Annotated in this window: 25 protein-coding genes; 20 read left to right on the top strand and 5 right to left on the bottom strand. The window is 63.8% G+C overall.

Going from position 1 to position 19,777, the window contains the following annotated elements:
- The first annotated feature begins 80 nt into the window (after nucleotides 1–80).
- The 9 genes from Q8R75_RS00265 to Q8R75_RS00225 all read left to right on the top strand — a co-directional run bounded on the left by Q8R75_RS00265 (nucleotide 81) and on the right by Q8R75_RS00225 (nucleotide 7,133).
- A complete protein-coding gene (locus Q8R75_RS00265; RefSeq protein ID WP_305612163.1) occupies nucleotides 81–701 on the top strand; it encodes an ABC transporter substrate-binding protein in 621 nt (206 codons plus the stop codon).
- Nucleotides 698–994: an STAS domain-containing protein gene (locus Q8R75_RS00260; RefSeq protein WP_305612164.1), complete on the top strand. Its 297-nt coding sequence runs from the start codon at nucleotides 698–700 to the stop codon at nucleotides 992–994. Before Q8R75_RS00265 ends, Q8R75_RS00260 begins: the two co-directional genes overlap by 4 nt.
- A 42-nt stretch (nucleotides 995–1,036) precedes the next feature.
- Entirely contained in the window at nucleotides 1,037–1,957 is a 921-nt protein-coding gene (locus Q8R75_RS00255) for an ABC transporter ATP-binding protein (RefSeq protein WP_305612166.1), read from the top strand.
- A complete protein-coding gene (locus tag Q8R75_RS00250) occupies nucleotides 1,954–2,712 on the top strand; it encodes an ABC transporter permease (RefSeq protein ID WP_305612167.1) in 759 nt (252 codons plus the stop codon). Before Q8R75_RS00255 ends, Q8R75_RS00250 begins: the two co-directional genes overlap by 4 nt.
- Nucleotide 2,713: 1 nt before the next feature.
- Entirely contained in the window at nucleotides 2,714–2,947 is a 234-nt protein-coding gene (locus tag Q8R75_RS00245) for a BolA family protein (protein ID WP_257080517.1), read from the top strand.
- Between the two features lie 7 nt (nucleotides 2,948–2,954).
- On the top strand, nucleotides 2,955–4,217 hold the full coding sequence (murA, locus tag Q8R75_RS00240) for a UDP-N-acetylglucosamine 1-carboxyvinyltransferase (protein ID WP_305612171.1): 1,263 nt from the start codon (nucleotides 2,955–2,957) through the stop codon (nucleotides 4,215–4,217).
- Between the two features lie 64 nt (nucleotides 4,218–4,281).
- On the top strand, nucleotides 4,282–4,923 hold the full coding sequence (gene hisG / locus Q8R75_RS00235) for an ATP phosphoribosyltransferase (RefSeq protein ID WP_305612173.1): 642 nt from the start codon (nucleotides 4,282–4,284) through the stop codon (nucleotides 4,921–4,923).
- A complete protein-coding gene (gene hisD, locus Q8R75_RS00230) occupies nucleotides 4,920–6,224 on the top strand; it encodes a histidinol dehydrogenase (protein ID WP_305612174.1) in 1,305 nt (434 codons plus the stop codon). The genes hisG and hisD overlap by 4 nt, the downstream gene beginning before the upstream one ends.
- Nucleotides 6,225–6,323: 99 nt before the next feature.
- Complete coding sequence (locus Q8R75_RS00225) at nucleotides 6,324–7,133, top strand: DUF2189 domain-containing protein (protein ID WP_305626965.1); 810 nt, start codon at nucleotides 6,324–6,326, stop codon at nucleotides 7,131–7,133.
- Nucleotides 7,134–7,157: 24 nt separating this feature from the next.
- Here Q8R75_RS00225 and Q8R75_RS00220 read toward each other — a convergent pair whose 3' ends face one another.
- The 3 genes from Q8R75_RS00220 to Q8R75_RS00210 form a co-directional block, all read right to left on the bottom strand.
- A complete protein-coding gene (locus Q8R75_RS00220) occupies nucleotides 7,158–7,886 on the bottom strand; it encodes a hypothetical protein (protein ID WP_305612178.1) in 729 nt (242 codons plus the stop codon).
- 177 nt (nucleotides 7,887–8,063) lie between these two features.
- Nucleotides 8,064–8,669 carry a hypothetical protein gene (locus tag Q8R75_RS00215; protein ID WP_305612180.1) on the bottom strand — a complete coding sequence of 202 codons (606 nt, stop codon included), beginning with the start codon at nucleotides 8,667–8,669 and terminating at the stop codon, nucleotides 8,064–8,066.
- Between the two features lie 68 nt (nucleotides 8,670–8,737).
- Nucleotides 8,738–9,814 carry a histidinol-phosphate transaminase gene (locus Q8R75_RS00210; RefSeq protein ID WP_305612182.1) on the bottom strand — a complete coding sequence of 359 codons (1,077 nt, stop codon included), beginning with the start codon at nucleotides 9,812–9,814 and terminating at the stop codon, nucleotides 8,738–8,740.
- A 150-nt stretch (nucleotides 9,815–9,964) separates the two neighbouring features.
- Here Q8R75_RS00210 and hisB point away from each other — a divergent pair, with 150 nt between their 5' ends.
- From hisB to tatC, 10 genes are all read left to right on the top strand, one after another.
- The gene (gene hisB, locus Q8R75_RS00205; RefSeq protein WP_305626961.1) at nucleotides 9,965–10,552 is read left to right on the top strand and encodes an imidazoleglycerol-phosphate dehydratase HisB; all 588 of its coding nucleotides are present in this window, start codon (nucleotides 9,965–9,967) and stop codon (nucleotides 10,550–10,552) included.
- Nucleotides 10,553–10,609: 57 nt separating this feature from the next.
- Nucleotides 10,610–11,245, top strand: a complete 636-nt coding sequence (gene hisH, locus Q8R75_RS00200; RefSeq protein WP_305612186.1) for an imidazole glycerol phosphate synthase subunit HisH — start codon at nucleotides 10,610–10,612, stop codon at nucleotides 11,243–11,245.
- A 73-nt stretch (nucleotides 11,246–11,318) separates the two neighbouring features.
- On the top strand, nucleotides 11,319–12,065 hold the full coding sequence (gene hisA, locus Q8R75_RS00195) for a 1-(5-phosphoribosyl)-5-[(5-phosphoribosylamino)methylideneamino]imidazole-4-carboxamide isomerase (protein WP_305612188.1): 747 nt from the start codon (nucleotides 11,319–11,321) through the stop codon (nucleotides 12,063–12,065).
- Between the two features lie 33 nt (nucleotides 12,066–12,098).
- Entirely contained in the window at nucleotides 12,099–12,869 is a 771-nt protein-coding gene (gene hisF, locus Q8R75_RS00190; RefSeq protein WP_305612190.1) for an imidazole glycerol phosphate synthase subunit HisF, read from the top strand.
- A complete protein-coding gene (gene hisI, locus Q8R75_RS00185) occupies nucleotides 12,866–13,255 on the top strand; it encodes a phosphoribosyl-AMP cyclohydrolase (protein WP_305612192.1) in 390 nt (129 codons plus the stop codon). Before hisF ends, hisI begins: the two co-directional genes overlap by 4 nt.
- Complete coding sequence (locus tag Q8R75_RS00180) at nucleotides 13,252–13,575, top strand: phosphoribosyl-ATP diphosphatase (protein WP_305612194.1); 324 nt, start codon at nucleotides 13,252–13,254, stop codon at nucleotides 13,573–13,575. The genes hisI and Q8R75_RS00180 overlap by 4 nt, the downstream gene beginning before the upstream one ends.
- 72 nt (nucleotides 13,576–13,647) lie before the next feature.
- Nucleotides 13,648–14,007 (top strand): histidine triad nucleotide-binding protein, encoded by a 360-nt coding sequence (locus Q8R75_RS00175; RefSeq protein ID WP_305612196.1) that lies wholly within the window; start codon nucleotides 13,648–13,650, stop codon nucleotides 14,005–14,007.
- Between the two features lie 2 nt (nucleotides 14,008–14,009).
- Nucleotides 14,010–14,237, top strand: a complete 228-nt coding sequence (gene tatA, locus Q8R75_RS00170) for a Sec-independent protein translocase subunit TatA (protein WP_305612198.1) — start codon at nucleotides 14,010–14,012, stop codon at nucleotides 14,235–14,237.
- An 81-nt stretch (nucleotides 14,238–14,318) separates the two neighbouring features.
- Nucleotides 14,319–14,774, top strand: a complete 456-nt coding sequence (gene tatB / locus Q8R75_RS00165; protein WP_069039444.1) for a Sec-independent protein translocase protein TatB — start codon at nucleotides 14,319–14,321, stop codon at nucleotides 14,772–14,774.
- Nucleotides 14,775–14,784: 10 nt separating this feature from the next.
- Nucleotides 14,785–15,531, top strand: coding sequence for a twin-arginine translocase subunit TatC (gene tatC, locus Q8R75_RS00160; protein WP_305612200.1), 747 nt, complete (start codon nucleotides 14,785–14,787; stop codon nucleotides 15,529–15,531).
- Here tatC and Q8R75_RS00155 read toward each other — a convergent pair whose 3' ends face one another.
- Nucleotides 15,532–16,734 (bottom strand): Do family serine endopeptidase, encoded by a 1,203-nt coding sequence (locus tag Q8R75_RS00155; RefSeq protein ID WP_305612202.1) that lies wholly within the window; start codon nucleotides 16,732–16,734, stop codon nucleotides 15,532–15,534. It abuts the gene before it with no gap.
- 27 nt (nucleotides 16,735–16,761) lie between these two features.
- Between Q8R75_RS00155 and Q8R75_RS00150 the strand changes: the two genes are divergently transcribed.
- Nucleotides 16,762–17,508: a Nif3-like dinuclear metal center hexameric protein gene (locus Q8R75_RS00150; protein WP_305612204.1), complete on the top strand. Its 747-nt coding sequence runs from the start codon at nucleotides 16,762–16,764 to the stop codon at nucleotides 17,506–17,508.
- 15 nt (nucleotides 17,509–17,523) lie between these two features.
- Here the strand turns inward: Q8R75_RS00150 and Q8R75_RS00145 are convergent, their stop codons facing one another.
- Nucleotides 17,524–19,677 carry a hypothetical protein gene (locus Q8R75_RS00145; protein WP_305626958.1) on the bottom strand — a complete coding sequence of 718 codons (2,154 nt, stop codon included), beginning with the start codon at nucleotides 19,675–19,677 and terminating at the stop codon, nucleotides 17,524–17,526.
- Nucleotides 19,678–19,777: the final 100 nt, after the last annotated feature.

Genomic DNA, 19,777 nt, shown 5'->3' with positions numbered 1-19,777 from the left:
TGCCTCGCCCGGTCGGGCGAGGTGGCATGGTCATGACGGCCTGTCGCGTGGCGACAGGCCTTTTTCATCTGGGAGAACACATGTTCAAACGCATATTTCAACTGTTTTTGCTGACTTTCGCACTGAGCGCCGGCGCCCAGGCGAACGTCGCGAAGACGCCCGACACGCTCGTGAAGCAAGTGACCGAAGAGGTGTTGAACACCCTGAGGACAGACGCAGCCATCAAGGCGGGCGACAAGAAGCGCGCGGCAGAACTGGTGGAAACCCAGGTAATCCCGCACTTCAATTTTTCGCGCATGACGCAGCTGGCCATGGGCCGCGAGTGGGCGAATGCATCGGACGAGCAGAAGGGTCAGCTGGTCACCGAGTTTCGTACGCTGCTGGTTCGCACCTACTCGAACGCCTTGACCAGCTACAAGAACGAGACGGTCGAGTACGACGCGTTCCGCATGGCGCCGGAGCAGACCGACGTGACGGTCAAGACCAAGGTCGTTCGCGCAGGCGGCCGTCCGATCCCGATCGACTACGCCCTCGAAAAGAACGGTGAAGGCTGGAAGGTTTACGACGTGAGCGTCGCTGGCGTCAGCCTGGTGACCAATTATCGCGAAACCTTTGCCGCCGAAATTCGCGCCGGCGGCGTCGATGGTCTTGTCAAGTCGTTGCGCACCAAGAATTATCCTCCGGCAGCCGCTGCAAAATGATCGCTCTGGATGGAGACGTGCTGAGGGTGACAGGTGCGATGCGTCTGGCCGAGGCAGTCAGTCTGCGCGACGCCGGTCTCGCGTTGATCGGCTCGGCGAGGTCGATCGATCTGTCCGGAGTGAGCGAAGTGGATTCGGCCGCGATCGCCGTTCTGCTTGCCTGGGAACGCGCGTCGTCCGGCTCGGCAGGCCCGCTGCCGGTCGTCGGTGCCCCCGAAGGACTGCTCAGCCTGTCCAATCTGTACGAAGTGTCGTCGTTCTGCGGACTTGACGCCGCGTCGGCTGCACGCTGACTGCTGTTTTCCCCGGCACCGCTCCGGTGCCCGTCCCGATGCATGTCCATCTCTGATCCGTCCGCCGCCTTGCTGATAGATGGCGTCTGCAAGCGATATGGCTCGCTTCAGGCGCTCGATCACGTGTCGCTGACCGTGCGGCAGGGCGAATTCTTCGGCCTGCTTGGACCGAACGGTGCCGGCAAGACCACGCTGATATCCCTGCTCGCCGGGCTTGGACGCGCCGACTCCGGCGTGATTCGGGTGATGGGGCACGACGTCGTTGCCGGCTATCGCGATGCACGGCGCAATCTGGGTGTGGTGCCGCAGGAACTCGTGTTCGATCCGTTCTTCACCGTGCGCGAAACGCTCCGCATCCAGTCCGGCTACTTCGGCTTGCGCCGCAACGATGACTGGATAGACGAAATCCTGCATCACCTCGATCTCCACACGAAGGCAGAGGTGAACATGCGCGCGCTGTCCGGCGGCATGAAGCGGCGGGTGCTGGTCGCTCAGGCGCTGGTGCACCGGCCGCCGGTCATCGTGCTTGACGAGCCGACAGCCGGTGTCGACGTGGAGTTGCGCCAGGGCCTGTGGGCCTTCGTGCGCGATCTGAACCGGCAAGGCCACACCATCGTGCTGACCACCCACTATCTGGAAGAAGCGGAAAGCCTGTGCGGGCGCATCGCCATGCTGAAGCAGGGGCGGGTGATCGCACTCGACAACACGACCAGTCTGCTGGCGCGGCCGATCCACCAGACACTCCGTCTTCGCCTGCGCGGCGACATCGCGCTGCCGGCAGATCTGCGCGCCGTGGCGCGTGCGACGGCAGACGGACGCGTCGCGCTTGCGCTCGAAAACGCCGATGCGGTGAGCGCCTGCCTCGCCCGACTGCATGCGGCCGGCGTCGGACTGGAAGAAATCGAACTGGTCCGTCCGGATCTGGAAGACATTTTCATTTCCATCATGCGGGAGGCCGCGTGAGCATTGCGCTGCGAACCCTTCTATATAAAGAGGTGCTGCGCTTCTGGAAGGTCGGCTTCCAGACGGTCGGCGCGCCGGTGCTGACCGCGTTGCTCTACCTGCTGGTGTTTTCGCACGTGCTCGACCGTCATGTCGAAGTCTATGGCGGCGTGAGCTACGCGGCCTTCCTGGTGCCCGGTCTTGTAATGATGAGCCTGCTGCAGAATGCGTTCTCCAACAGTTCCTCGTCGCTGATCCAGTCCAAGGTGACCGGCAACATCGTATTCGTGCTGCTGGCGCCGATTTCGTATCGCGAGTTCTACGCAGCGTATGTGCTGGCGGCGGTCATCCGCGGGCTGGTGGTGGGCGCAGGCGTCTGGCTGGTCACGCTGTGGTTCGTCGAATTGCCGTATGCGCACCCGCTGTGGATACTGTTCTTCGCCACGCTGGGCGGTGCCATTCTGGCCAGCCTGGGTGTGATCGCAGGCATCTGGGCCGACAAGTTCGACCAACTCGCGGCGTTCCAGAATTTCGTCGTGATGCCGCTCACCTTCCTGTCTGGTGTGTTCTACTCCATCCACTCGCTGCCGGCTTTCTGGCAGACGGTGTCGCACGTCAATCCGTTTTTTTACATGATCGATGGTTTCCGTTACGGCTTTTTCGGCCAGTCGGATGTTTCGCCGTGGATCAGTGCCCTCGTCGCAGGCGGCAGTTTCGTGGCGTTGACCTATGCCACATTGAACATGCTGGCCCGCGGCTACAAATTGAGAAGTTGATATGGTCACTCCGCAAAGCATTGAATCCTCCATCACAGCCGGTATCGCCTGTGATCACTGCCAGGTATCGGGCGATGGCCAGCATTTCGAGGCTGTCATCGTGTCTGCCGCCTTTGACGGTCTGACCCGCATCCGCCGCCATCAGCTCGTCTACGCAGCGCTGGGCGATCGCATGCGCGAGGAGATCCACGCGCTGTCGATGAAGACGCTGACGCCGGCCGAGTGGAAGGCCTGAACGCACGATGGACAAGCTGTTGATCGAAGGCGGCCATCGTCTGCAGGGTGAAGCCGAAATGTCGGGCGCGAAGAATGCAGCGCTGCCCATCCTGTGCGCAGCACTGCTGACGCGCGAGCCGCTGACGCTGACCAATGTGCCGCAGCTCAACGATATCGGCACCATGCTCAAGCTGTTGGCGCAGATGGGCGTAGCCGTGCAGCGCGATGGCTCTGTCGTGACGCTGGACGCGTCCGGGCTGAACAACCCGCTGGCGCCGTACGAAATGGTGAAAACCATGCGGGCGTCCATTCTGGTGCTCGGCCCGCTGGTAGCCCGCTGCGGAGAGGCAAAGGTGTCGTTGCCCGGTGGCTGCGCCATCGGCGCGCGTCCGGTCGATCAGCACATCAAGGGTTTGACCGCGATGGGTGCCGACATTGCGGTGGAACACGGCTATGTCGTCGCGCGCACGTCGCGCCTGCGTGGCGCGCGGCTGTTCACCGACATGGTGACCGTGACTGGCACCGAAAACCTGATGATGGCGGCTGTGCTGGCCGAAGGCGAAACGGTGATCGAGAACGCCGCCCGCGAGCCCGAAGTCGTCGATCTGGCGAATTGTCTGGTCTCCATGGGCGCGCGTATTTCCGGCGCGGGCAGCGACGTGATCCGTATCCAGGGCGTCGAGCGGCTGCACGGCGCAACGCATCGCATCATGCCGGACCGCATCGAAACCGGAACCTATCTGTGTGCCGCGGCGGCCACCGGTGGTGAAATCCGTCTGACCGGAACGTCGGCCGCCTACCTCGATGCCGTGGTCGACAAGCTTATGGATGCCGGCTGCGACATCCGTACCGAAAAGTCGCCGTCGTTCGAAGCCATCGTGCTGCGGGCGCCGCAACGCCTGAAGGCGGTGTCGATCCGCACGGCCCCCTATCCGGCCTTCCCGACCGACATGCAGGCACAGTTCATGGCACTCAACGCGCTGGCCGAAGGCACCTCCATCATCCGCGAAACGATTTTCGAGAACCGCTTCATGCATGCGGTCGAACTGGCCCGGCTGGGCGCGGACATCCGCATCGACGGCAATACCGCGGTGGTGCAGGGCGTGGCGCAGCTCGACGGGGCCACCGTCATGGCGACCGATCTGCGCGCATCGGCCGGACTCATCATCGCCGGCCTCGTGGCCCGCGGCGAAACCGTGATCGAACGCATCTATCATCTGGATCGCGGCTACGAGCGCATCGAACAGAAACTGACTGCGCTCGGTGCCACCGTCAGGCGCCTTTCCTGATCTGCGATCGACTCTCCCGCGGCCGAATCATCCGCCGCCGATCCAACCGCTAACGAGGCACACCGTGCAAGGCATCACCCTCGCCCTGTCCAAGGGTCGCATTTTCGAAGAAACACTGCCGCTGCTTGCTGCGGCAGGCATTGAACCGACCGATGATCCGGAAACGTCGCGCAAGCTCATCATCGGCACCAACCGGTCGGATGTGCGCCTGGTCATCGTGCGCGCATCCGACACGCCGACCTATGTGCAGTATGGTGCGGCCGACATCGGCATCGCCGGCAAGGATGTGCTGCTGGAGCACGGCGGCGCCGGCCTGTACCAGCCGATCGACCTGAAGATTGCGCGCTGCCGCCTGAGCGTGGCGACACAGGCCGGTTTCGACTATGAGCAGGCAGTTCGCCGCGGCGCACGCCTCAAGGTGGCGACCAAGTATGTGCATACGGCGCGCGAACATTTCGCCGCCAAGGGCGTCCACGTCGACCTGATCAAGCTGTACGGATCGATGGAACTGGCGCCGCTGGTGGGCCTGGCCGACGCCATCGTCGATCTGGTCAGCAGTGGCGGCACGCTGCGTGCGAACAATCTGGTCGAGGTCGAACACATCATGGACATCAGCTCCCGTCTCATCATCAATCAGGCATCACTGAAGGTGAAGCACGATGCGCTGTCACCGATACTCGAGGCGATCGCCGGGGCGGTGCAATGAGTACCGCCATTCGACGCATGGATTCCGGCGCGCCGGATTTCATCGAACAGCTTGATGCGCTGCTTGCATTCGATGCGTCGACCGACGACGCCATCGAGGCGGCCGTGGCCGGCATCCTGCGTGACGTGCGCGCGCGCGGCGACGAAGCCGTGCTCGACTGCACGCGCCGCTTCGACCGCCTCAACGCCGCGTCGATGGTGGAGCTTGAACTGCCGCGCAGCGTGCTCGACGAGGCCTATGCCAGCCTCGGAGACGAGCAGCGCGCGGCGTTGGTCGAGGCCGCCGACCGCGTGCGCCTGTATCACGAGCGCCAGAAGCAGGTGTCGTGGGAGTACACCGAAGCGGACGGCACGACGCTGGGCCAGAAGGTGACGCCGCTTGACCGCGTCGGCCTGTATGTACCGGGCGGCCGTGCCTCCTACCCCAGTTCTGTTCTGATGAACGCCGTGCCGGCCAAGGTGGCGGGCGTATCGGAACTGATCATGGTTGTGCCGACGCCGGGTGGCGAGCGCAATGCGCTGGTGCTTGCCGCCGCCGCCATCACCGGGGTTGACCGCGTATTCACGATAGGTGGCGCCCAGGCGGTCGGCGCGCTCGCCTACGGCACGCAAAGTATCCCGCAGGTGGACAAGATTGTCGGCCCGGGCAATGCCTACGTGGCCAGTGCCAAGCGCCGCGTGTTCGGAACGGTCGGCATCGACATGGTGGCCGGTCCGTCCGAGGTGCTGATCATTTCCGATGGCCACGGCAATCCGGACTGGCTGGCGATGGACCTGTTCGCCCAGGCCGAGCACGACGAGCTTGCCCAGTCCATCCTGCTGTGCACCGACGCTGCTTTCATTGACCGCGTTCATTCGTCGATTGACCGCCTGTTGCCCGGCATGCCGCGACGCGACACCATCGCCACGTCGCTCGCCAACCGGGGCGCACTGATCAAGGTGCGCGATCTGTGCGAAGCGTGCGACATCGCCAACCGGATCGCCCCGGAGCACCTGGAAATCTGTACCGAAACGCCGCGCGACTGGGTGGATCGCATCCGTCACGCGGGTGCGATGTTTCTTGGCCACTACTCGGTCGAGGCGCTGGGTGACTACTGCGCTGGCCCGAATCACGTGCTGCCGACCATGCGCAGTGCGCGCTTCTCCAGTCCGCTCGGCGTGTACGATTTCCAGAAGCGCACATCGATTCTGGAGATTTCCGCTGAAGGCGCCCAGAAGCTGGGTCGCATCGCGTCGGTGCTGGCACACGGAGAAGGCCTGCAGGCACACGCTCGTTCGGCGGAAATGCGCCTGAAGGACTGATTCCCCCGGCTGCAGTGACTCGGCGTACAGTGGCGCCGGGTCACGCGTCGGCAGGGTGGTCGGCGCGCATCAATGCGGTGATGCGGATGAGGGGGATGCATGCAGCCATCGGAACTGCCGACCGGAGAAAGTCCGGCCCGGGGTGATGCACAGGAACTTCCGTTCCCGGTTGTCCGTGAAGTCGGAATGTTCGCGCCGTTCGACTGGCTTGCCAAGGGCGCTGCGGACCTTGCCGGCAATCCGGCCGCCAGCATTTTCTACGGTGGCTGCTTTGCCTTCATGGGTCTGCTGCTGTCAGTCGTGTTCAGCCACGCGTATCATCTCACCTCGGCGTTGGTCTGCGGCTTTCTGCTGCTGGGCCCTTTTCTTTCGCTCGGCCTGTACGATCTGTCGCGTCGGCGCGAAGCGGGCGAATCGCCCATGCTTGCGCACTCGCTCACCGCCGGTCAGCACAATGCCGGGGCAATCGGCGTATTCGCCGTCGTGCTGATCATCATCTTTCTCGTATGGGCGCGCGCGTCGCTGGTCGTATTCGCGCTGTTCTACACCTCTGAGATGCCTTCCGTCGGCCGCTTCGTCGAACAGGTTGTCAGTCTGGAGAACGTCGAGTTCCTGATGGCCTATGCGCTGGTCGGCTCCATCTTTGCGTCACTCGTGTTCGGTGCCAGCGTGGTCGCCATTCCGTTGATGCTTGACCGGCGGCAGGACGCCGTGACTTCGATGCTGGCGAGCCTGATCGTGCTCGGTAGCAACCCCGGTCCGATGTTGGTGTGGGCCATGCTGATCGTGCTATTGACCGTAGCCGGATTCGCCACCCTGTTCCTCGGCCTTATCGTGCTGATGCCGCTGATCGGGCACGCAACCTGGCATGCCTACAGGGCGCTGATCGAACCCCTGCCAGCGCCCTGAGGTTTCTCGCGTGGTGTCAGCGCGTTATCGGCGCAGGCGCGCGGCCATTAGCGCAAGGCCTGCCAACATCATCCAGCCCATCGATACTTCAGGTACCGGCGACACCGAAATCGAAAACGCCGCGAGGTCAGGTTGCGCGCTTGCGTGGTCGCCGTCAGTGAAGCCGGTCCAGTTCGAAGCAGCATTGACGAGCAGCCGGTAGGCAGCGAAATCTGCTTCGCCACTGCGCGGCCCGGTGTATTCCGCGAAGTCGGTGCTGGCCGGCAGAATCACGGCGTTGATGCCGGCCTGCAACCCGGCGGCAGCGAGCGCGTTCGTGGCGGCGGCGTTTGCTTCGGACGACACCGCGGCGAGGAAGGTGGTCGGGCTGTTGGCGGCCGTGCCGAGGTAGGCATACACGGTTTCGGCCGTGCTGCTCAGCGCGCGGTTGCCCGACGACGTCAGTGCGCCGATCGATGCCGCGCGGCTTGCCTGATCGATCTGGCTGAAGCGGATCACGCTGCCGGCGGCAATTGATGCAGCGCCGGTGTTCCAGGTGTGAAAGCCTTCGGCGCTTGAAAATGCGCTGCCGCCCCAGTTGCTGTCGGTGAAGTAGATCGTGCTGTCAGCCGCCAGTTCGGTTAGGGCCACGATGGCCCAACCGTCTTCATCGGTATTCAGTGCGGTGAACGCAATGTCACCGGTGCTCAGTGCGAACGTGTGCTGCGCCGACAGGCACAGCGAGACAGCAAGAAGCTTGCGTGCTGACAACATGGGACTCTCCTCGGAAAATGTGACGAGCCGCCCCGGTGAGGGCGGATTTCTTCGGGTGTGTCCCTGGCAGCCGTTCAAATGCCGCTGTTTGAATTATTCGTTGTGCATACACCCGGCGCAAGAGTATTCCATACGAATGAAATGATCAAACGCGGTAACGGGTAACGCAGGACGCAGTCAGCGCAAGGTCATGCCGGTCCAGCCGTCCTTGCGCAGGCAGTCGTACAGGCCGCGGGTGACAGTCTTGGCGATCGGATCGGGCTCGTGGCCGGCACCGAGTGTCGACAGGCAGGCTGCCTGTGAAACCATCAGCGCCGAGCCGTCGGCCCCGGCTTTGGCCCACATGGCAATGGTGAGGCGCGACAGCGGATCTTTCGGTACTGCCGCTTTGGCGGCAACTGCCGCCGCCGGACGGGCTGCGCCCGCCTGCTTTTCTGCCGGAGCTGCGCCGGAAGAGGGTGCCGCCGCCGGCTTCGAACCTGCGGCCGTGCCGGTAGCTGCCGCGGCGGCTACCGGCACGGCAGCCTCATCCTCGATATCGGCGGCATCTTCATCCACCGGCGCGAAACCGAGTTGTGACAGTTCTTCCATCGACCGCGTCCACCACCCCTTTTCGTCCATGCACCGGGAGAATGCGTTGCGCTCCGAAGTGGTGCTCCTGCATTCGGCTTCGGCGCGGCGGAAGTCTTCGCCGCCGGCGCCCTGCTTGAATGAAATGCCGGTGCAGCCGGCGAGCGCGGCAATCAGGGCGGACTGGAGCAGGGTGCGGGCAAAGCGATGCATGACTGAACGACCGGAGGATGTGGGCCGGGAAGCTCTAGCAAGAAGCGCTCCGCAAGTTCGACATCAGGTCAGGAAGTCTTGATGATTTCCCGCAGCGCGGCGACAAGCGATGCACACTGCGCATCGGTTCCGATCGTGACGCGCAGAAACTGTTCGATGCGCGCTACCTTGAAGTGGCGCACCAGGATGCGCCGCTCGCGCAGTGCCAGTGCCAGCGCGGCAGCGTCGTGCGCCGGATGGCGAACGAACAGGAAGTTGGCCGCTGAAGGCAGTACGTCGAAGCCCAGCGCATCCAGATCGGCGCGCAGCGCTTCGCGGCTTGCCATGACGTGCCGGCGCGTCTGGTCGAACCATTCGACGTCCTCGATCGAGGCTGTGGCGCCAACGAGGGCCAGCCGGTCGAGCGGGTACGAGTTGAAGCTGTCCTTCACCCGCGTCAGCGCTTCGATCAATGCCGGGTGACCCACGGCGAAACCCACGCGCAGCCCGGCCAGCGAACGCGACTTCGACAGCGTTTGCGTGATCAGCAGATTGGCGTGACGATCGATCAGCGCCACCGATGACTCGCCGCCGAAGTCGATGTAGGCCTCGTCGATCACCACCGGGCAATCAGGCAGCGCCGAAGCAAGCCGGTCGATGTCTTTTAGCGGCAGCAGGCAGCCGGTCGGTGCGTTTGGATTCGGAAAGATCACCGCGCCGGGCCGACGGGCGATCAGGTCGTCGACGCGGATCGCGAACTGGGCGTCCAGCGGCACGCGCTCGAAGGCGATGCCGTACAGCTGGCAGTAGACCGGGTAGAAGCTGTAGGTGATGTCCGGAAAAACCAACGGCCGGTCATGCTTCAGCAGACCGATGAAGGTGTGCGCCAATACTTCGTCGGAACTGTTGCCGACGAACACCTGATCCGGACCGATACCGAAACGTGCGGCGATCGCCTCGCGCAGAATCTGCCCTGACGGTTCCGGATACAGCTTCAGCCGGTCGCCGTCGCGGCCCAGTTCAGCCTGTATGGCTGCAACGGCGCGCGGGCTGGGCGGGTAGGGGCACTCGTTCGTGTTGAGCTTGATCAGGCCTTCGATCTTCGGTTGCTCGCCCGGTGTGTAGGGCGACAGGGTACTGACGACGGGGCTCCAGAACTGGCTCATGGTGATCGAGGTGGTGACGTATTGAAACGGAGAACGGGCAGCCGGCGCGACGAGCGCCGCAAATGACCGGGTCCGAGTCGATGTTATCATCGGGCACTTGCGATTCCGGCGCTGCGCCGGGGCGATTTTCCGACGGCGATCCGACCATCCATGCGGCAAGCAGACATCACGCGCAACACGCTCGAAACCCAGATCAGCGTGCGCATCAATCTCGATGGCAGCGGCCAGGGCAAGCTCGATACCGGCATCCCGTTCCTTGACCACATGCTCGACCAGATCGTTCGCCACGGCCTGATCGATCTGGAAGTCAGCGCGAAGGGCGATCTGGAGATCGATGCCCATCACACGGTGGAAGATGTCGGCATCTCGCTGGGTCAGGCCTACGCCAGGGCAGTTGGCGACAAGAAGGGGCTGCGTCGCTACGGCCACGCCTATGTGCCGCTCGACGAAGCGATGTCGCGCGTCGTGGTTGATCTGTCCGGCCGTCCGGGCCTTGTCTACAACGTCGATTACACGCGGGCGCGCATCGGCGATTTCGATGTCGACCTGGTGCGCGAATTCTTCCAGGGTTTCGTCAATCACGCGCTCGTCACACTGCACATCGACAATCTTCGCGGAATCAATGCCCACCATCAGTGCGAAACCGTGTTCAAGGCCTTCGCAAGAGCCTTGCGTGCGGCCAGCGAGCGCGATGACCGCGCGTCCGGCCAGATGCCGTCGACCAAGGGCACGCTCTGAGCGTCCGCCTGATTTCGAACCCGAAAACTTCGCGTTCCACTCTTCTTTGCGCCACTCATGACCCGCGTTGTCATCATCGATTACGGTATGGGCAACCTGCGTTCCGTCGCCAAGGCGATCGGGCACATCGCGCCGGCCGCTGACGTCGTCGTCAGCAGCGACCCGCGCGATGTCGCAGCGGCCGACCGGATCGTGTTTCCGGGGCAGGGCGCAATGCCCGACTGCATGCGCGAACTCGATTTGCGCCAGTTGCGCAGTGCCGTGATCGATGCCGCCGCGAACAAACCCTTCCTCGGCATCTGCATCGGCCTGCAGATGTTGTTCGAACACAGCGAAGAGGGTGATCATCCCGGTCTCGGAGTGCTGGGTGGCGAAGTCCGTCGCTTTGACGATCCGGTCGATCCGGAGAGCGGCGCGCGGCTCAAGGTCCCGCACATGGGCTGGAACGGCGTCCGCCAGACCGCAAAACACCCGCTTTGGGCGGGTATTCCAGATGAAGAACGCTTCTATTTCGTGCATAGTTACTATGTGGTGCCGCGAAACGCTGACGTGACCGCAGGTGAAACCTGTTACGGCGCGCCCTTTACCAGCGCCATAGCGCGAGATAATATTTTCGCCGTTCAGTTCCATCCCGAAAAGAGCGCACACGCCGGACTGCGCCTGCTGGCCAACTTCATCGACTGGACGCCCTGATGGACGAAGCCGGGCAGTGCTGCCCGACCTTGACTGCCTCTCTCCCTTATCTGACTCGACCCGACCTCGTGCCATGCTGCTGATTCCTGCCATCGACCTCAAGGACGGCCACTGCGTACGCCTGAAGCAAGGCGACATGGAGGTGGTGACCGTATTTTCGGAAGACCCGGCTGCCATGGCCCGGCATTGGCTGGATGCCGGCGCGCGCCGCCTGCATCTGGTCGATCTGAACGGCGCCGTGGCCGGCAAGCCGAAGAACGAAGCGGCCATCAAGGCCATCGTGCGCGAGCTTGGAGACGAAATCCCGATCCAGCTCGGCGGGGGGATTCGTGACCTCGATACCATCGAGCGCTATCTGGATGACGGCATCAGTTACGTCATCATCGGCACGGCGGCGGTGAAGAGTCCGGGTTTCGTGCATGACGCCTGCGGCGCCTTTCCCGGCCACATCATCGTCGGGCTGGACGCGCGCGACGGCAAGGTCGCAGTGGATGGCTGGTCGAAGATGACCGGTCACGACGTGGTCGATCTGGCGAAGAAGTTCGAGGATCAGGGCGTCGAAGCGGTCGTCTACACCGACATCGGCCGCGACGGCATGCTGGGTGGCGTCAACATCGAAGCGACCGTCAAGCTCGCGCAGGCGCTGCGCATTCCGGTCATCGCCTCGGGCGGCGTGACCAATATGGACGATATCCGTGCGCTGTGCGCCGTCGAGGACGAAGGCGTCATGGGCGCCATCACCGGACGCGCCATCTACGAGGGCACGCTGGATTTCGCGGCGGCCCAGGCCGAAGTCGACCGCCTGAACGGCGACACCTGATCCACTTTCTGTCGCGCGCGGCGCGGGAGTTCCATGCTGGCCAAGCGCATCATCCCCTGTCTGGACGTCAACGCCGGCCGCGTGGTCAAGGGCGTCAATTTCGTTGCACTGAAAGACGCAGGCGATCCGGTTGAAATCGCCCGTCGCTACGACGAACAGGGCGCTGACGAACTGACCTTCCTCGACATCACCGCCAGTTCGGACGCGCGCGACATCATCTTGCACGTCGTCGAACGGGTGGCTGATCAGGTGTTCATCCCGTTGACGGTGGGCGGCGGCGTGCGCGCGGTCGAAGACGTGCGCCGCCTGCTCAATGCCGGCGCCGACAAGGTCAGCATGAATACGGCGGCGATCAACGATCCCGAACTGGTCGCCCGGGCATCCGGCAAGGTCGGTTCGCAGTGCATCGTGGTGGCTATCGATGCGAAGCGTGTGGCCGACCGCGACGGTCAGCCGCACTGGGAGGTGTTTACCCACGGCGGCCGCAACGCCACCGGGCTGGACGCGATCGCCTGGGCGCAGAAGGTCGAATCACTTGGCGCAGGCGAAATCCTGCTCACCAGCATGGACCGCGACGGCACGAAGAGCGGTTTCGATCTGGCGCTGACGCGCGCGGTGTCGGACGCGGTACGCATCCCGGTGATCGCTTCGGGTGGTGTCGGCACGCTCGACCATCTGGTCGACGGTGTGCTTGATGGGGGTGCAGATGCCGTGCTGGCCGCCAGCATCTTCCACTTCGGCGAACATACGGTGCGCGAAGCCAAGGAACGCATGCGCAGCCGTGGCATCGAGGTCAGACTGTGAGCGGGCCGGCCTGGGCAGACGAAGTCGAGTGGGATGCCAACGGCCTGCTGCCGGTCATCGTGCAGGAGGCGGCCAGCGGCGATGTGCTGATGTTCGCCTGGATGAACCGTGAAGCGCTGGTCCGCACGGCTGAATTGCGCGAAGCCGTTTTCTGGTCGCGTTCGCGCGGCAGGCTGTGGCACAAGGGCGAGGAATCGGGTCACACGCAGAAGGTGCTGGACATCCGCCTCGACTGCGATCGCGACGTACTGCTGCTGAAAGTTGAACAAACCGGCGGTATCGCCTGCCATACGGGACGTCACAGCTGCTTTTTCCATGCCTTGACGAGCGACAGCTGGGAAACAACCGAGCCCGTACTCAAGAATCCGGACGACATCTACAAATGATCGACATTGAAGTATTGCATCGAGTGGCGCAGACCATTGCCGAACGGCAGGCGGCCGAACCCGGCTCGTCGTATGTGTCGTCGCTGCTGCACAAGGGGACCGACGCGATCTGCAAGAAGGTGGTCGAAGAAGCCGCGGAAACCATCATGGCTTCGAAGGATGGCGACGCCGGTCATCTGGTGAAGGAGGTGTGCGACCTCTGGTTCCACAGCATGGTGCTGCTTGCGCACCACGGCCTGACGGTCGATGACGTGCTGCACGAATTCCGTCGCCGCGAAGGCATTTCCGGCCTGGACGAAAAACGTTCGCGCACAACCTGAAGCACTGTTGCAGGCACACAATACGGTAATACGCGTATCCCAGAATGCGCTCCTAACGGACACACTGACGCCATGCACGACAACGACTGCATTTTCTGCAAGATCATCAGCGGCAAGATTCCGTCGCGCAAGCTGTACGAAGATGATCTGATCTATGCGTTCCACGACATCAACCCTGTCGCGCCGGTGCATTTCCTGATCATTCCGAAAGCCCACATTCCGACGCTGTCGGATGCGAGTGCGGCGCACGAGGCAGCGCTGGGTCGCATGCTCGCGAAAGTCGGCGAGCTGGCGCGCGAAGCCGGATGTACCGACGGCTATCGCACGCTGATCAACTGCGGAAGGGTGGGTCGGCAGGAGGTGTATCATCTTCATATGCATGTCGTGGGCGGGCCGGATCCCCTGCCGCCCATGCTCGTTTTCGAGAGGTAATCATGGGTTCATTCAGCATTACGCACTGGCTTATCGTTCTGGTCATCGTGCTCCTCATCTTCGGCACGAAGAAACTGCGCAACATCGGTTCGGACCTCGGCGGAGCGGTCAAGGGTTTCAAGGACGGCGTCAAGGGTGGCGAGAACGACGCCGCTGGTACAACGGAGCAGCCGACCCAGCACGTGGGCCGCACCATCGACGTCAAGGCAGAAGAGAAGGTCAAGTCCTGACCCCTGTGCCCGGCCGCTTGCCGGGTCGCGTCGCCACACGGCCACCGGGGCGCAGTACCCGGAGCCTCATCCGTCCAGTCCATGTTTGACATCGGTTTTTCCGAATTCCTGATCATTGGCGTCGTCGCGCTGTTGGTGCTCGGCCCTGAAAGGCTGCCGCGTGCCGCGCGCACGGCCGGGCACCTGCTCGGTCGCCTGAAGCGTTACGTGAGCGATGTGAAGTCGGACATTTCGCGTGAGATGCAGCTGGACGAACTGCGCAAGCTGCAAGCCCAGGTAGAACAGCAGGTGCGCGATGTCGAGCGCCAGGTCGATGAAACCGCGGCCGGCGTCAATAACGAAGCGGCCGGGCTGAGTGACCAGATGCGCGCAGCGATGGCCGAGCAGGACAAATACGCCGCTGTCGAAAACACCCTGATGGACCCGCCCCCGCCGGCCAACCCCGCCGTGCCGGCCGAAGATCCTGCATCCGGCCAGCTGTCGCTCGACATCCCGCCGCCCGGCGCGATCGAGCCGGCGAATCGCGAAAAGGCATGAGAAGCCGGGCATGAACGAACAGACCGAAAGCTTCGTATCTCATCTGGTCGAGTTGCGAGACCGGCTGCTGCGCGCCGTCATTGCAGTGGTCGTGGTGTTCGTGTGCCTGATGCCCTGGGCGGCGGACATCTACGACATCCTTGCTCATCCGCTGATGGTGGCGCTTCCGGAAGGCACCAAGATGATCGCCACCGGTGTCGTGACGCCGTTCTTCGTCCCGGTGAAGGTGACGCTGATGCTGGCCTTCCTCATCTCGCTGCCGGTGGTGCTCTACCAGGTCTGGGCCTTCATTGCGCCCGGTCTGTACGCACACGAGAAGCGGCTCGGACTGCCGCTGATCATTGCAAGCACGCTGCTGTTCATCGTCGGCATGGCGTTTTGCTACTTCCTCGTTTTCGGCGTTGTATTCAGTTTCATCGCGGAATTCGCACCGAAAAGCATCACGCCGGCGCCGGATATCGAGCAATACCTGTCCTTCGTGCTGACCATGTTTACCGCGTTCGGCGTCACCTTCGAGGTACCCATCGTGGTCATCGTGCTGGTGCGCTTCGGGCTGGTGACCATTGCGCAGCTCAAGGAGGCCCGCCCCTACGTGATCGTCGGCGCCTTCGTCGTGGCGGCGATCGTCACGCCGCCTGATGTGGTGTCGCAGTTGCTGCTGGCGATACCGCTGTGCCTGCTGTACGAGCTCGGCATCCTGCTTTCGCGCTTCATCAAGGCGTCACCCGAGCGCAGCAAGGCGGCTCAGGACGCCTGATCACTCGTCGCGGCGCTGCGCCTGCGCGGTGACCGGGCGCTTGCCCACGGTGACTCCCAGATCCTTTTCGCCGCCGCTGCGGTAGATTTTCAGCGTTGCCTGCTGACCGGGCACGAGTGCCGCGATCAGCTGCAGCATGCCGGAAGCGTCCTTCACCTTCCTGCCATCGACCTCCAGCAGCACATCGCCCGGCCGGACGCCGCCGCGATCGGCCGGGCTGCCACGCATCACGCCTGCGATCAGCGCGCCGCCAGCCGCCGGAACCTTGAAGCTTTCAGCCAGTTCGGGCGTCAGTTCCTGCACCTCCACACCGACCCAGCCACGCGTGACCGAGCCGTTGGCGACGATCTGTTCCATCACGCTGCGCGCCGTGCTGACCGGAATCGCGAAGCCGATGCCCAGCGAGCCGCCGCTGCGCGAGTAAATCGCAGTGTTGATGCCGACCAGATTGCCGTCAGCATCGACCAGTGCGCCGCCCGAATTGCCCGGGTTGATCGCGGCGTCGGTCTGGATGAAGTTCTCGAAGGTGTTGATGCCCAACTGCGAGCGGCCGAGCGCCGACACGATGCCCATCGTGACGGTCTGCCCGACGTCGAACGGGTTGCCGATGGCCAGCACCACGTCGCCGATGCGCAGACCGTCGGTTGCACCGAAACTGGCCGCCGGCAATTTGGTCGGCGCCTTGACGCGCAGCACCGCCAGGTCGGATTCGGGGTCGCTGCCGATCAGCGTGGCCGGATACTTGCCGCCGTCGTTCAGCGATACCTCGATTTCGTCGGCTGCCTCGACCACATGGTTGTTGGTCAGCACCACGCCATCTTCGCTGACGATGACGCCGGAACCGAGTCCCATCTGGCGCTGCGGCTGATTGCCAAGCCGGTCGCCGAAGAAATGCCGGAACACCGGATCATTCATCAGCGGGTGCTGCGGGGTCTTCACCGCCTTGGTCGTAAACACGTGGACCACCGAAGGCAGCGCCTTCTGCGCCGCGTCGGCGTAGGTTACGACCCTGGCGGCTTCGACACGCGCGGGTGGCATCGCCACATCCGGCAACAAGGCCGCCTGAGCGGCAGATACCGCTGCGTTGCCGCCAGTCTGGCCGTTGCGTGCCGGCAACCAGTCGGGGCGCAGCGTCGCAATGACGAAAAGCACGGCCAGCGCGGCCGTGACCGATTGAGCAAAGACAAGCCACAGACGCTGCATAATCAGGAAATGAAAACCGGGGGGAAAATGGACACGACGCAGCTGCAAAGATATCTCGACGAACTGCTGGATGCCGCGCGCTTCAAGGATTATTGCCCAAACGGACTGCAAGTGGAAGGCGCGTCAGAGGTGTCGAAAATCGTCTGCGGTGTCAGTGCCAGCCTGGCCCTGATCGAAGCTGCGATCGAGCGCGGCGCGCAGGCCCTGCTGGTGCACCACGGCTGGTTCTGGCGCGGTGAGGATGGCCGGGTGACCGGCACCCGACGCGCCCGGATGGCGCGCGTGCTGGCGCATGACATCAACCTGTTTGCCTATCATCTGCCGCTGGATGCGCATCCCGAACTGGGCAACAACGCTCGCCTCGGCAGTCTGCTTGATTTCCGGCCGACCGGCACGACCGGAGAGCAGGGTCTGATATGGCTGGGCGAACCTGAACAGCCGGCCACGGCTGCCGAGCTGTGCATGCGAACCGAGAGCGTGCTGGGCCGTAAGCCCCTGCTGGTCGGCGACGCGCAGCGCATAGTGCGACGCGTCGCCTGGTGCACCGGTGCAGCGCAGGGGTTTTTCGAGCAGGCCATCGACGCCGGCGTCGATCTGTTCATATCCGGAGAAATTTCCGAGCCGACCGCCCATCTCGCGCGCGAGTCCGGGGTGCCCTACATCGCCGCCGGTCATCATGCGACTGAGCGGTATGGCGTCAAGGCGCTGGGCGCGCATCTGGCCGAACGGTTCGGGCTGACGATCGAATTCGTCGATATCGACAACCCGGCTTGATGCGGGTGCGCTGTCTTACAGCAGTGCCAGCCGGGACGTCTGGGTTTCGGTGATCGACGGGTTGGCAATCAGCCATTCGAGAATGGCCTTCAACAGCAGGATGTCGTCGATCACACCGAGCGGGAAGCCGACGCGAGCCCCGGCACGGTTGTCCCGCAGCAACTCCGCAAGGTAGTCCAGACAATCCTGGTTCGGCCAGCTGGCACTGATGCGCGCCATGATGTGTCCGAACTGCTCGACCGACTCCGACGTCGTGGGGCCGCAGAAATGCTCCCAGTCCGGCACTTTGGCATTGAATGCGCGATTCAGCTTGGGCGCCAGATCGTCGTATTCGCCGCGCCGGCCGCTTGAGTGGTAAAGATCGAGCAGCTTGAGCCACGGAATGATCGATTCCTTCGGGTAATCGCGCAGGAATTCGGACAGTGTCTGCGCCGCGCCCTCGGCACGACCGAAGGACATCATGATTTCGGCCAGTTCGAGCACATGCTCGGAAGACGGCGGTGCTTCTTCGTTGGCGGGTCGGGCAGTCTGATCGAAACTCAGGGCAGCAGGTGGGGTGGTTGTACTGCTGACCAACCTCGGCCCGGGCGGCGCAGCGCTGGTTTCGGAGGCGCCAAGGCTGCTCGCCGAACCGGTGAAGCTGTCGAATTCGAGGTCGAGCCGAATCGGCGTATCCGCTTCGTTTCCGTCGACCTGCCCCAGTTCGAAATCGACGCCCGGCGCATCCGCCTCGGTTGACGTGTCAAGGACCGGGTGCTGCTGCGCAGTATTCAGGTCCTGAATGTTCTCGGCGGGTGCTTCACCGGGAACATGCTTGAACGATGCGGCTTCGGGCGCGCGTGCTGCCGGGCCGACCGGATATTCGGGGTCCTGCTGGCGTGGCGGCTTCCACGACATCGTATCCACATCGTCCTGTGCGGCCGGCGAGTCCGCAACCACCGGCGACAGTGTCTGGCTCATCATCATGCGGGTGATGGCCTCTTCGGCATGGCGGCTGCGCAAGGCTGCTGAAGCCGCAAGCTTGCGGGCGCGACGGCGCCATATCCAGGCGCCGCCCAGTACGGAACCGGCGGCCAGCGCACCGAGTGCTGCGACCAGCCAGTTCACGCCGCTCGCCTCGGGGGTCTCCGGCACGGTATCGGGTGGCAGCTTGTTGATGACGCGCACCGGTTCGTTGGTCAACCCGGCGGGCGGCGCGACAATCCTATCCGGGATTGACGGTGCCTCCACCGTGGCTGACTCGATCGCCGGGCTGTCGCCGGCAGGCGCCTGCCCAGTCACGTCATCTGCTTCGACCGCGGATGCCGTCGGCGCTGCCGATGTGACGTCAGGCCTGGCAGTGACGGGAGTGGCGGTTTGTTGCGGCGGCAAGGCGGTGTCCATCGATGCTTCGGTCCGGCCGAGCTGCTTCTGCAGTTCCGCCATGCGTGCCTCGAGCTGCTTGACCTTGTCAGCGATGGCGAGATGGGTCGCGATCTGTTCATCGAGCGCGGCGAGCAGCCGCTGCTCCGTGCGCAGCACCTCGCGCTGGGCTTCACTGGCTTCGGCCCGACGCGAAAGCCCGCCCGACATTTTCAGTCCGTTCCCGGCGTCTGCGTTCGGCGCCACCCACAGGCGGTCGACAGTCGCAGCTTCCTTCTGGCGCCGCGGCTTGCGTTCCGGCCCCGGCTTTGGCTGCGCGGGCCGGTCGTCGGCCACGGATGCAGCCCGGGCGTCGATCGGGGCGGTTGCCGCAGTGCGGCGCGCCGGGACCACTGCGGGTGCAGGCGGCGCGGGCGCCACGGTGTCCTCGATCCGCAGGGCGCCGGACGGCTGCATGAGCACGGCGTATTCGCGTGCCAGTTCGAAACCGCAGCTGAGGCGCAGCCCGACCATCAGGATGGGGTCGTTGATGGCCTGCGAACTGCTGATGAAAACGGTGCGGCCCTGCGTGCGGATGCGCGCACTCGACAGCCACGGTAGATCGTCTGCGGCAGCCGTGGCCGGAGCGTCGATCGAAAAGCAGGTGCTGGCCGGAACGGCTTCACCTTCACCGAGCACGGTAATTTCTGCCCGGAACGGTTCACCGATGACCGATTTGGTCCTGATCGCACCCAATCCGAGTGCGAGCGCATCCTGTGCGTGCAGACCTGCGGCAAGCAACGCGGCTGCCAGAAGGGTCGGGCGCAAGTAATGAAGCGTGCGTGGATGTAGCGGACGTCGAGGGGTCACAAGGATCTCCGAACCTGCATTCGCCTGAGAGTAATGGTCGTTGTCAGTTCTTTCGGCC

The organism is Methyloversatilis sp., from assembly GCF_030696805.1.
In the GTDB taxonomy this organism is placed as follows: domain Bacteria; phylum Pseudomonadota; class Gammaproteobacteria; order Burkholderiales; family Rhodocyclaceae; genus Methyloversatilis.
Note: the sequence above shows the minus strand (reverse complement) of the source record. Positions and strands in the feature narration are given on the sequence as shown.

Excerpts from the sequence above, each read along its gene's own strand:
- Q8R75_RS00265 (WP_305612163.1), top strand. The coding sequence starts at position 81 with ATGTTCAAACGCATATTTCAACTGTTTTTGCTGACTTTCGCACTGAGC.
- Q8R75_RS00260 (WP_305612164.1), top strand. The coding sequence starts at position 698 with ATGATCGCTCTGGATGGAGACGTGCTGAGGGTGACAGGTGCGATGCGT.
- Q8R75_RS00255 (WP_305612166.1), top strand. The coding sequence starts at position 1,037 with ATGTCCATCTCTGATCCGTCCGCCGCCTTGCTGATAGATGGCGTCTGC.
- Q8R75_RS00245 (WP_257080517.1), top strand. The coding sequence starts at position 2,714 with ATGGTCACTCCGCAAAGCATTGAATCCTCCATCACAGCCGGTATCGCC.
- murA (WP_305612171.1), top strand. The coding sequence starts at position 2,955 with ATGGACAAGCTGTTGATCGAAGGCGGCCATCGTCTGCAGGGTGAAGCC.
- hisD (WP_305612174.1), top strand. The coding sequence starts at position 4,920 with ATGAGTACCGCCATTCGACGCATGGATTCCGGCGCGCCGGATTTCATC.
- Q8R75_RS00225 (WP_305626965.1), top strand. The coding sequence starts at position 6,324 with ATGCAGCCATCGGAACTGCCGACCGGAGAAAGTCCGGCCCGGGGTGAT.
- Q8R75_RS00220 (WP_305612178.1), bottom strand. The coding sequence starts at position 7,886 with ATGTTGTCAGCACGCAAGCTTCTTGCTGTCTCGCTGTGCCTGTCGGCG.
- Q8R75_RS00215 (WP_305612180.1), bottom strand. The coding sequence starts at position 8,669 with ATGCATCGCTTTGCCCGCACCCTGCTCCAGTCCGCCCTGATTGCCGCG.
- Q8R75_RS00210 (WP_305612182.1), bottom strand. The coding sequence starts at position 9,814 with ATGAGCCAGTTCTGGAGCCCCGTCGTCAGTACCCTGTCGCCCTACACA.
- hisB (WP_305626961.1), top strand. The coding sequence starts at position 9,965 with ATGCGGCAAGCAGACATCACGCGCAACACGCTCGAAACCCAGATCAGC.
- hisH (WP_305612186.1), top strand. The coding sequence starts at position 10,610 with ATGACCCGCGTTGTCATCATCGATTACGGTATGGGCAACCTGCGTTCC.
- hisA (WP_305612188.1), top strand. The coding sequence starts at position 11,319 with ATGCTGCTGATTCCTGCCATCGACCTCAAGGACGGCCACTGCGTACGC.
- hisF (WP_305612190.1), top strand. The coding sequence starts at position 12,099 with ATGCTGGCCAAGCGCATCATCCCCTGTCTGGACGTCAACGCCGGCCGC.
- Q8R75_RS00180 (WP_305612194.1), top strand. The coding sequence starts at position 13,252 with ATGATCGACATTGAAGTATTGCATCGAGTGGCGCAGACCATTGCCGAA.
- Q8R75_RS00175 (WP_305612196.1), top strand. The coding sequence starts at position 13,648 with ATGCACGACAACGACTGCATTTTCTGCAAGATCATCAGCGGCAAGATT.
- tatA (WP_305612198.1), top strand. The coding sequence starts at position 14,010 with ATGGGTTCATTCAGCATTACGCACTGGCTTATCGTTCTGGTCATCGTG.
- tatB (WP_069039444.1), top strand. The coding sequence starts at position 14,319 with ATGTTTGACATCGGTTTTTCCGAATTCCTGATCATTGGCGTCGTCGCG.
- tatC (WP_305612200.1), top strand. The coding sequence starts at position 14,785 with ATGAACGAACAGACCGAAAGCTTCGTATCTCATCTGGTCGAGTTGCGA.
- Q8R75_RS00155 (WP_305612202.1), bottom strand. The coding sequence starts at position 16,734 with ATGCAGCGTCTGTGGCTTGTCTTTGCTCAATCGGTCACGGCCGCGCTG.
- Q8R75_RS00150 (WP_305612204.1), top strand. The coding sequence starts at position 16,762 with ATGGACACGACGCAGCTGCAAAGATATCTCGACGAACTGCTGGATGCC.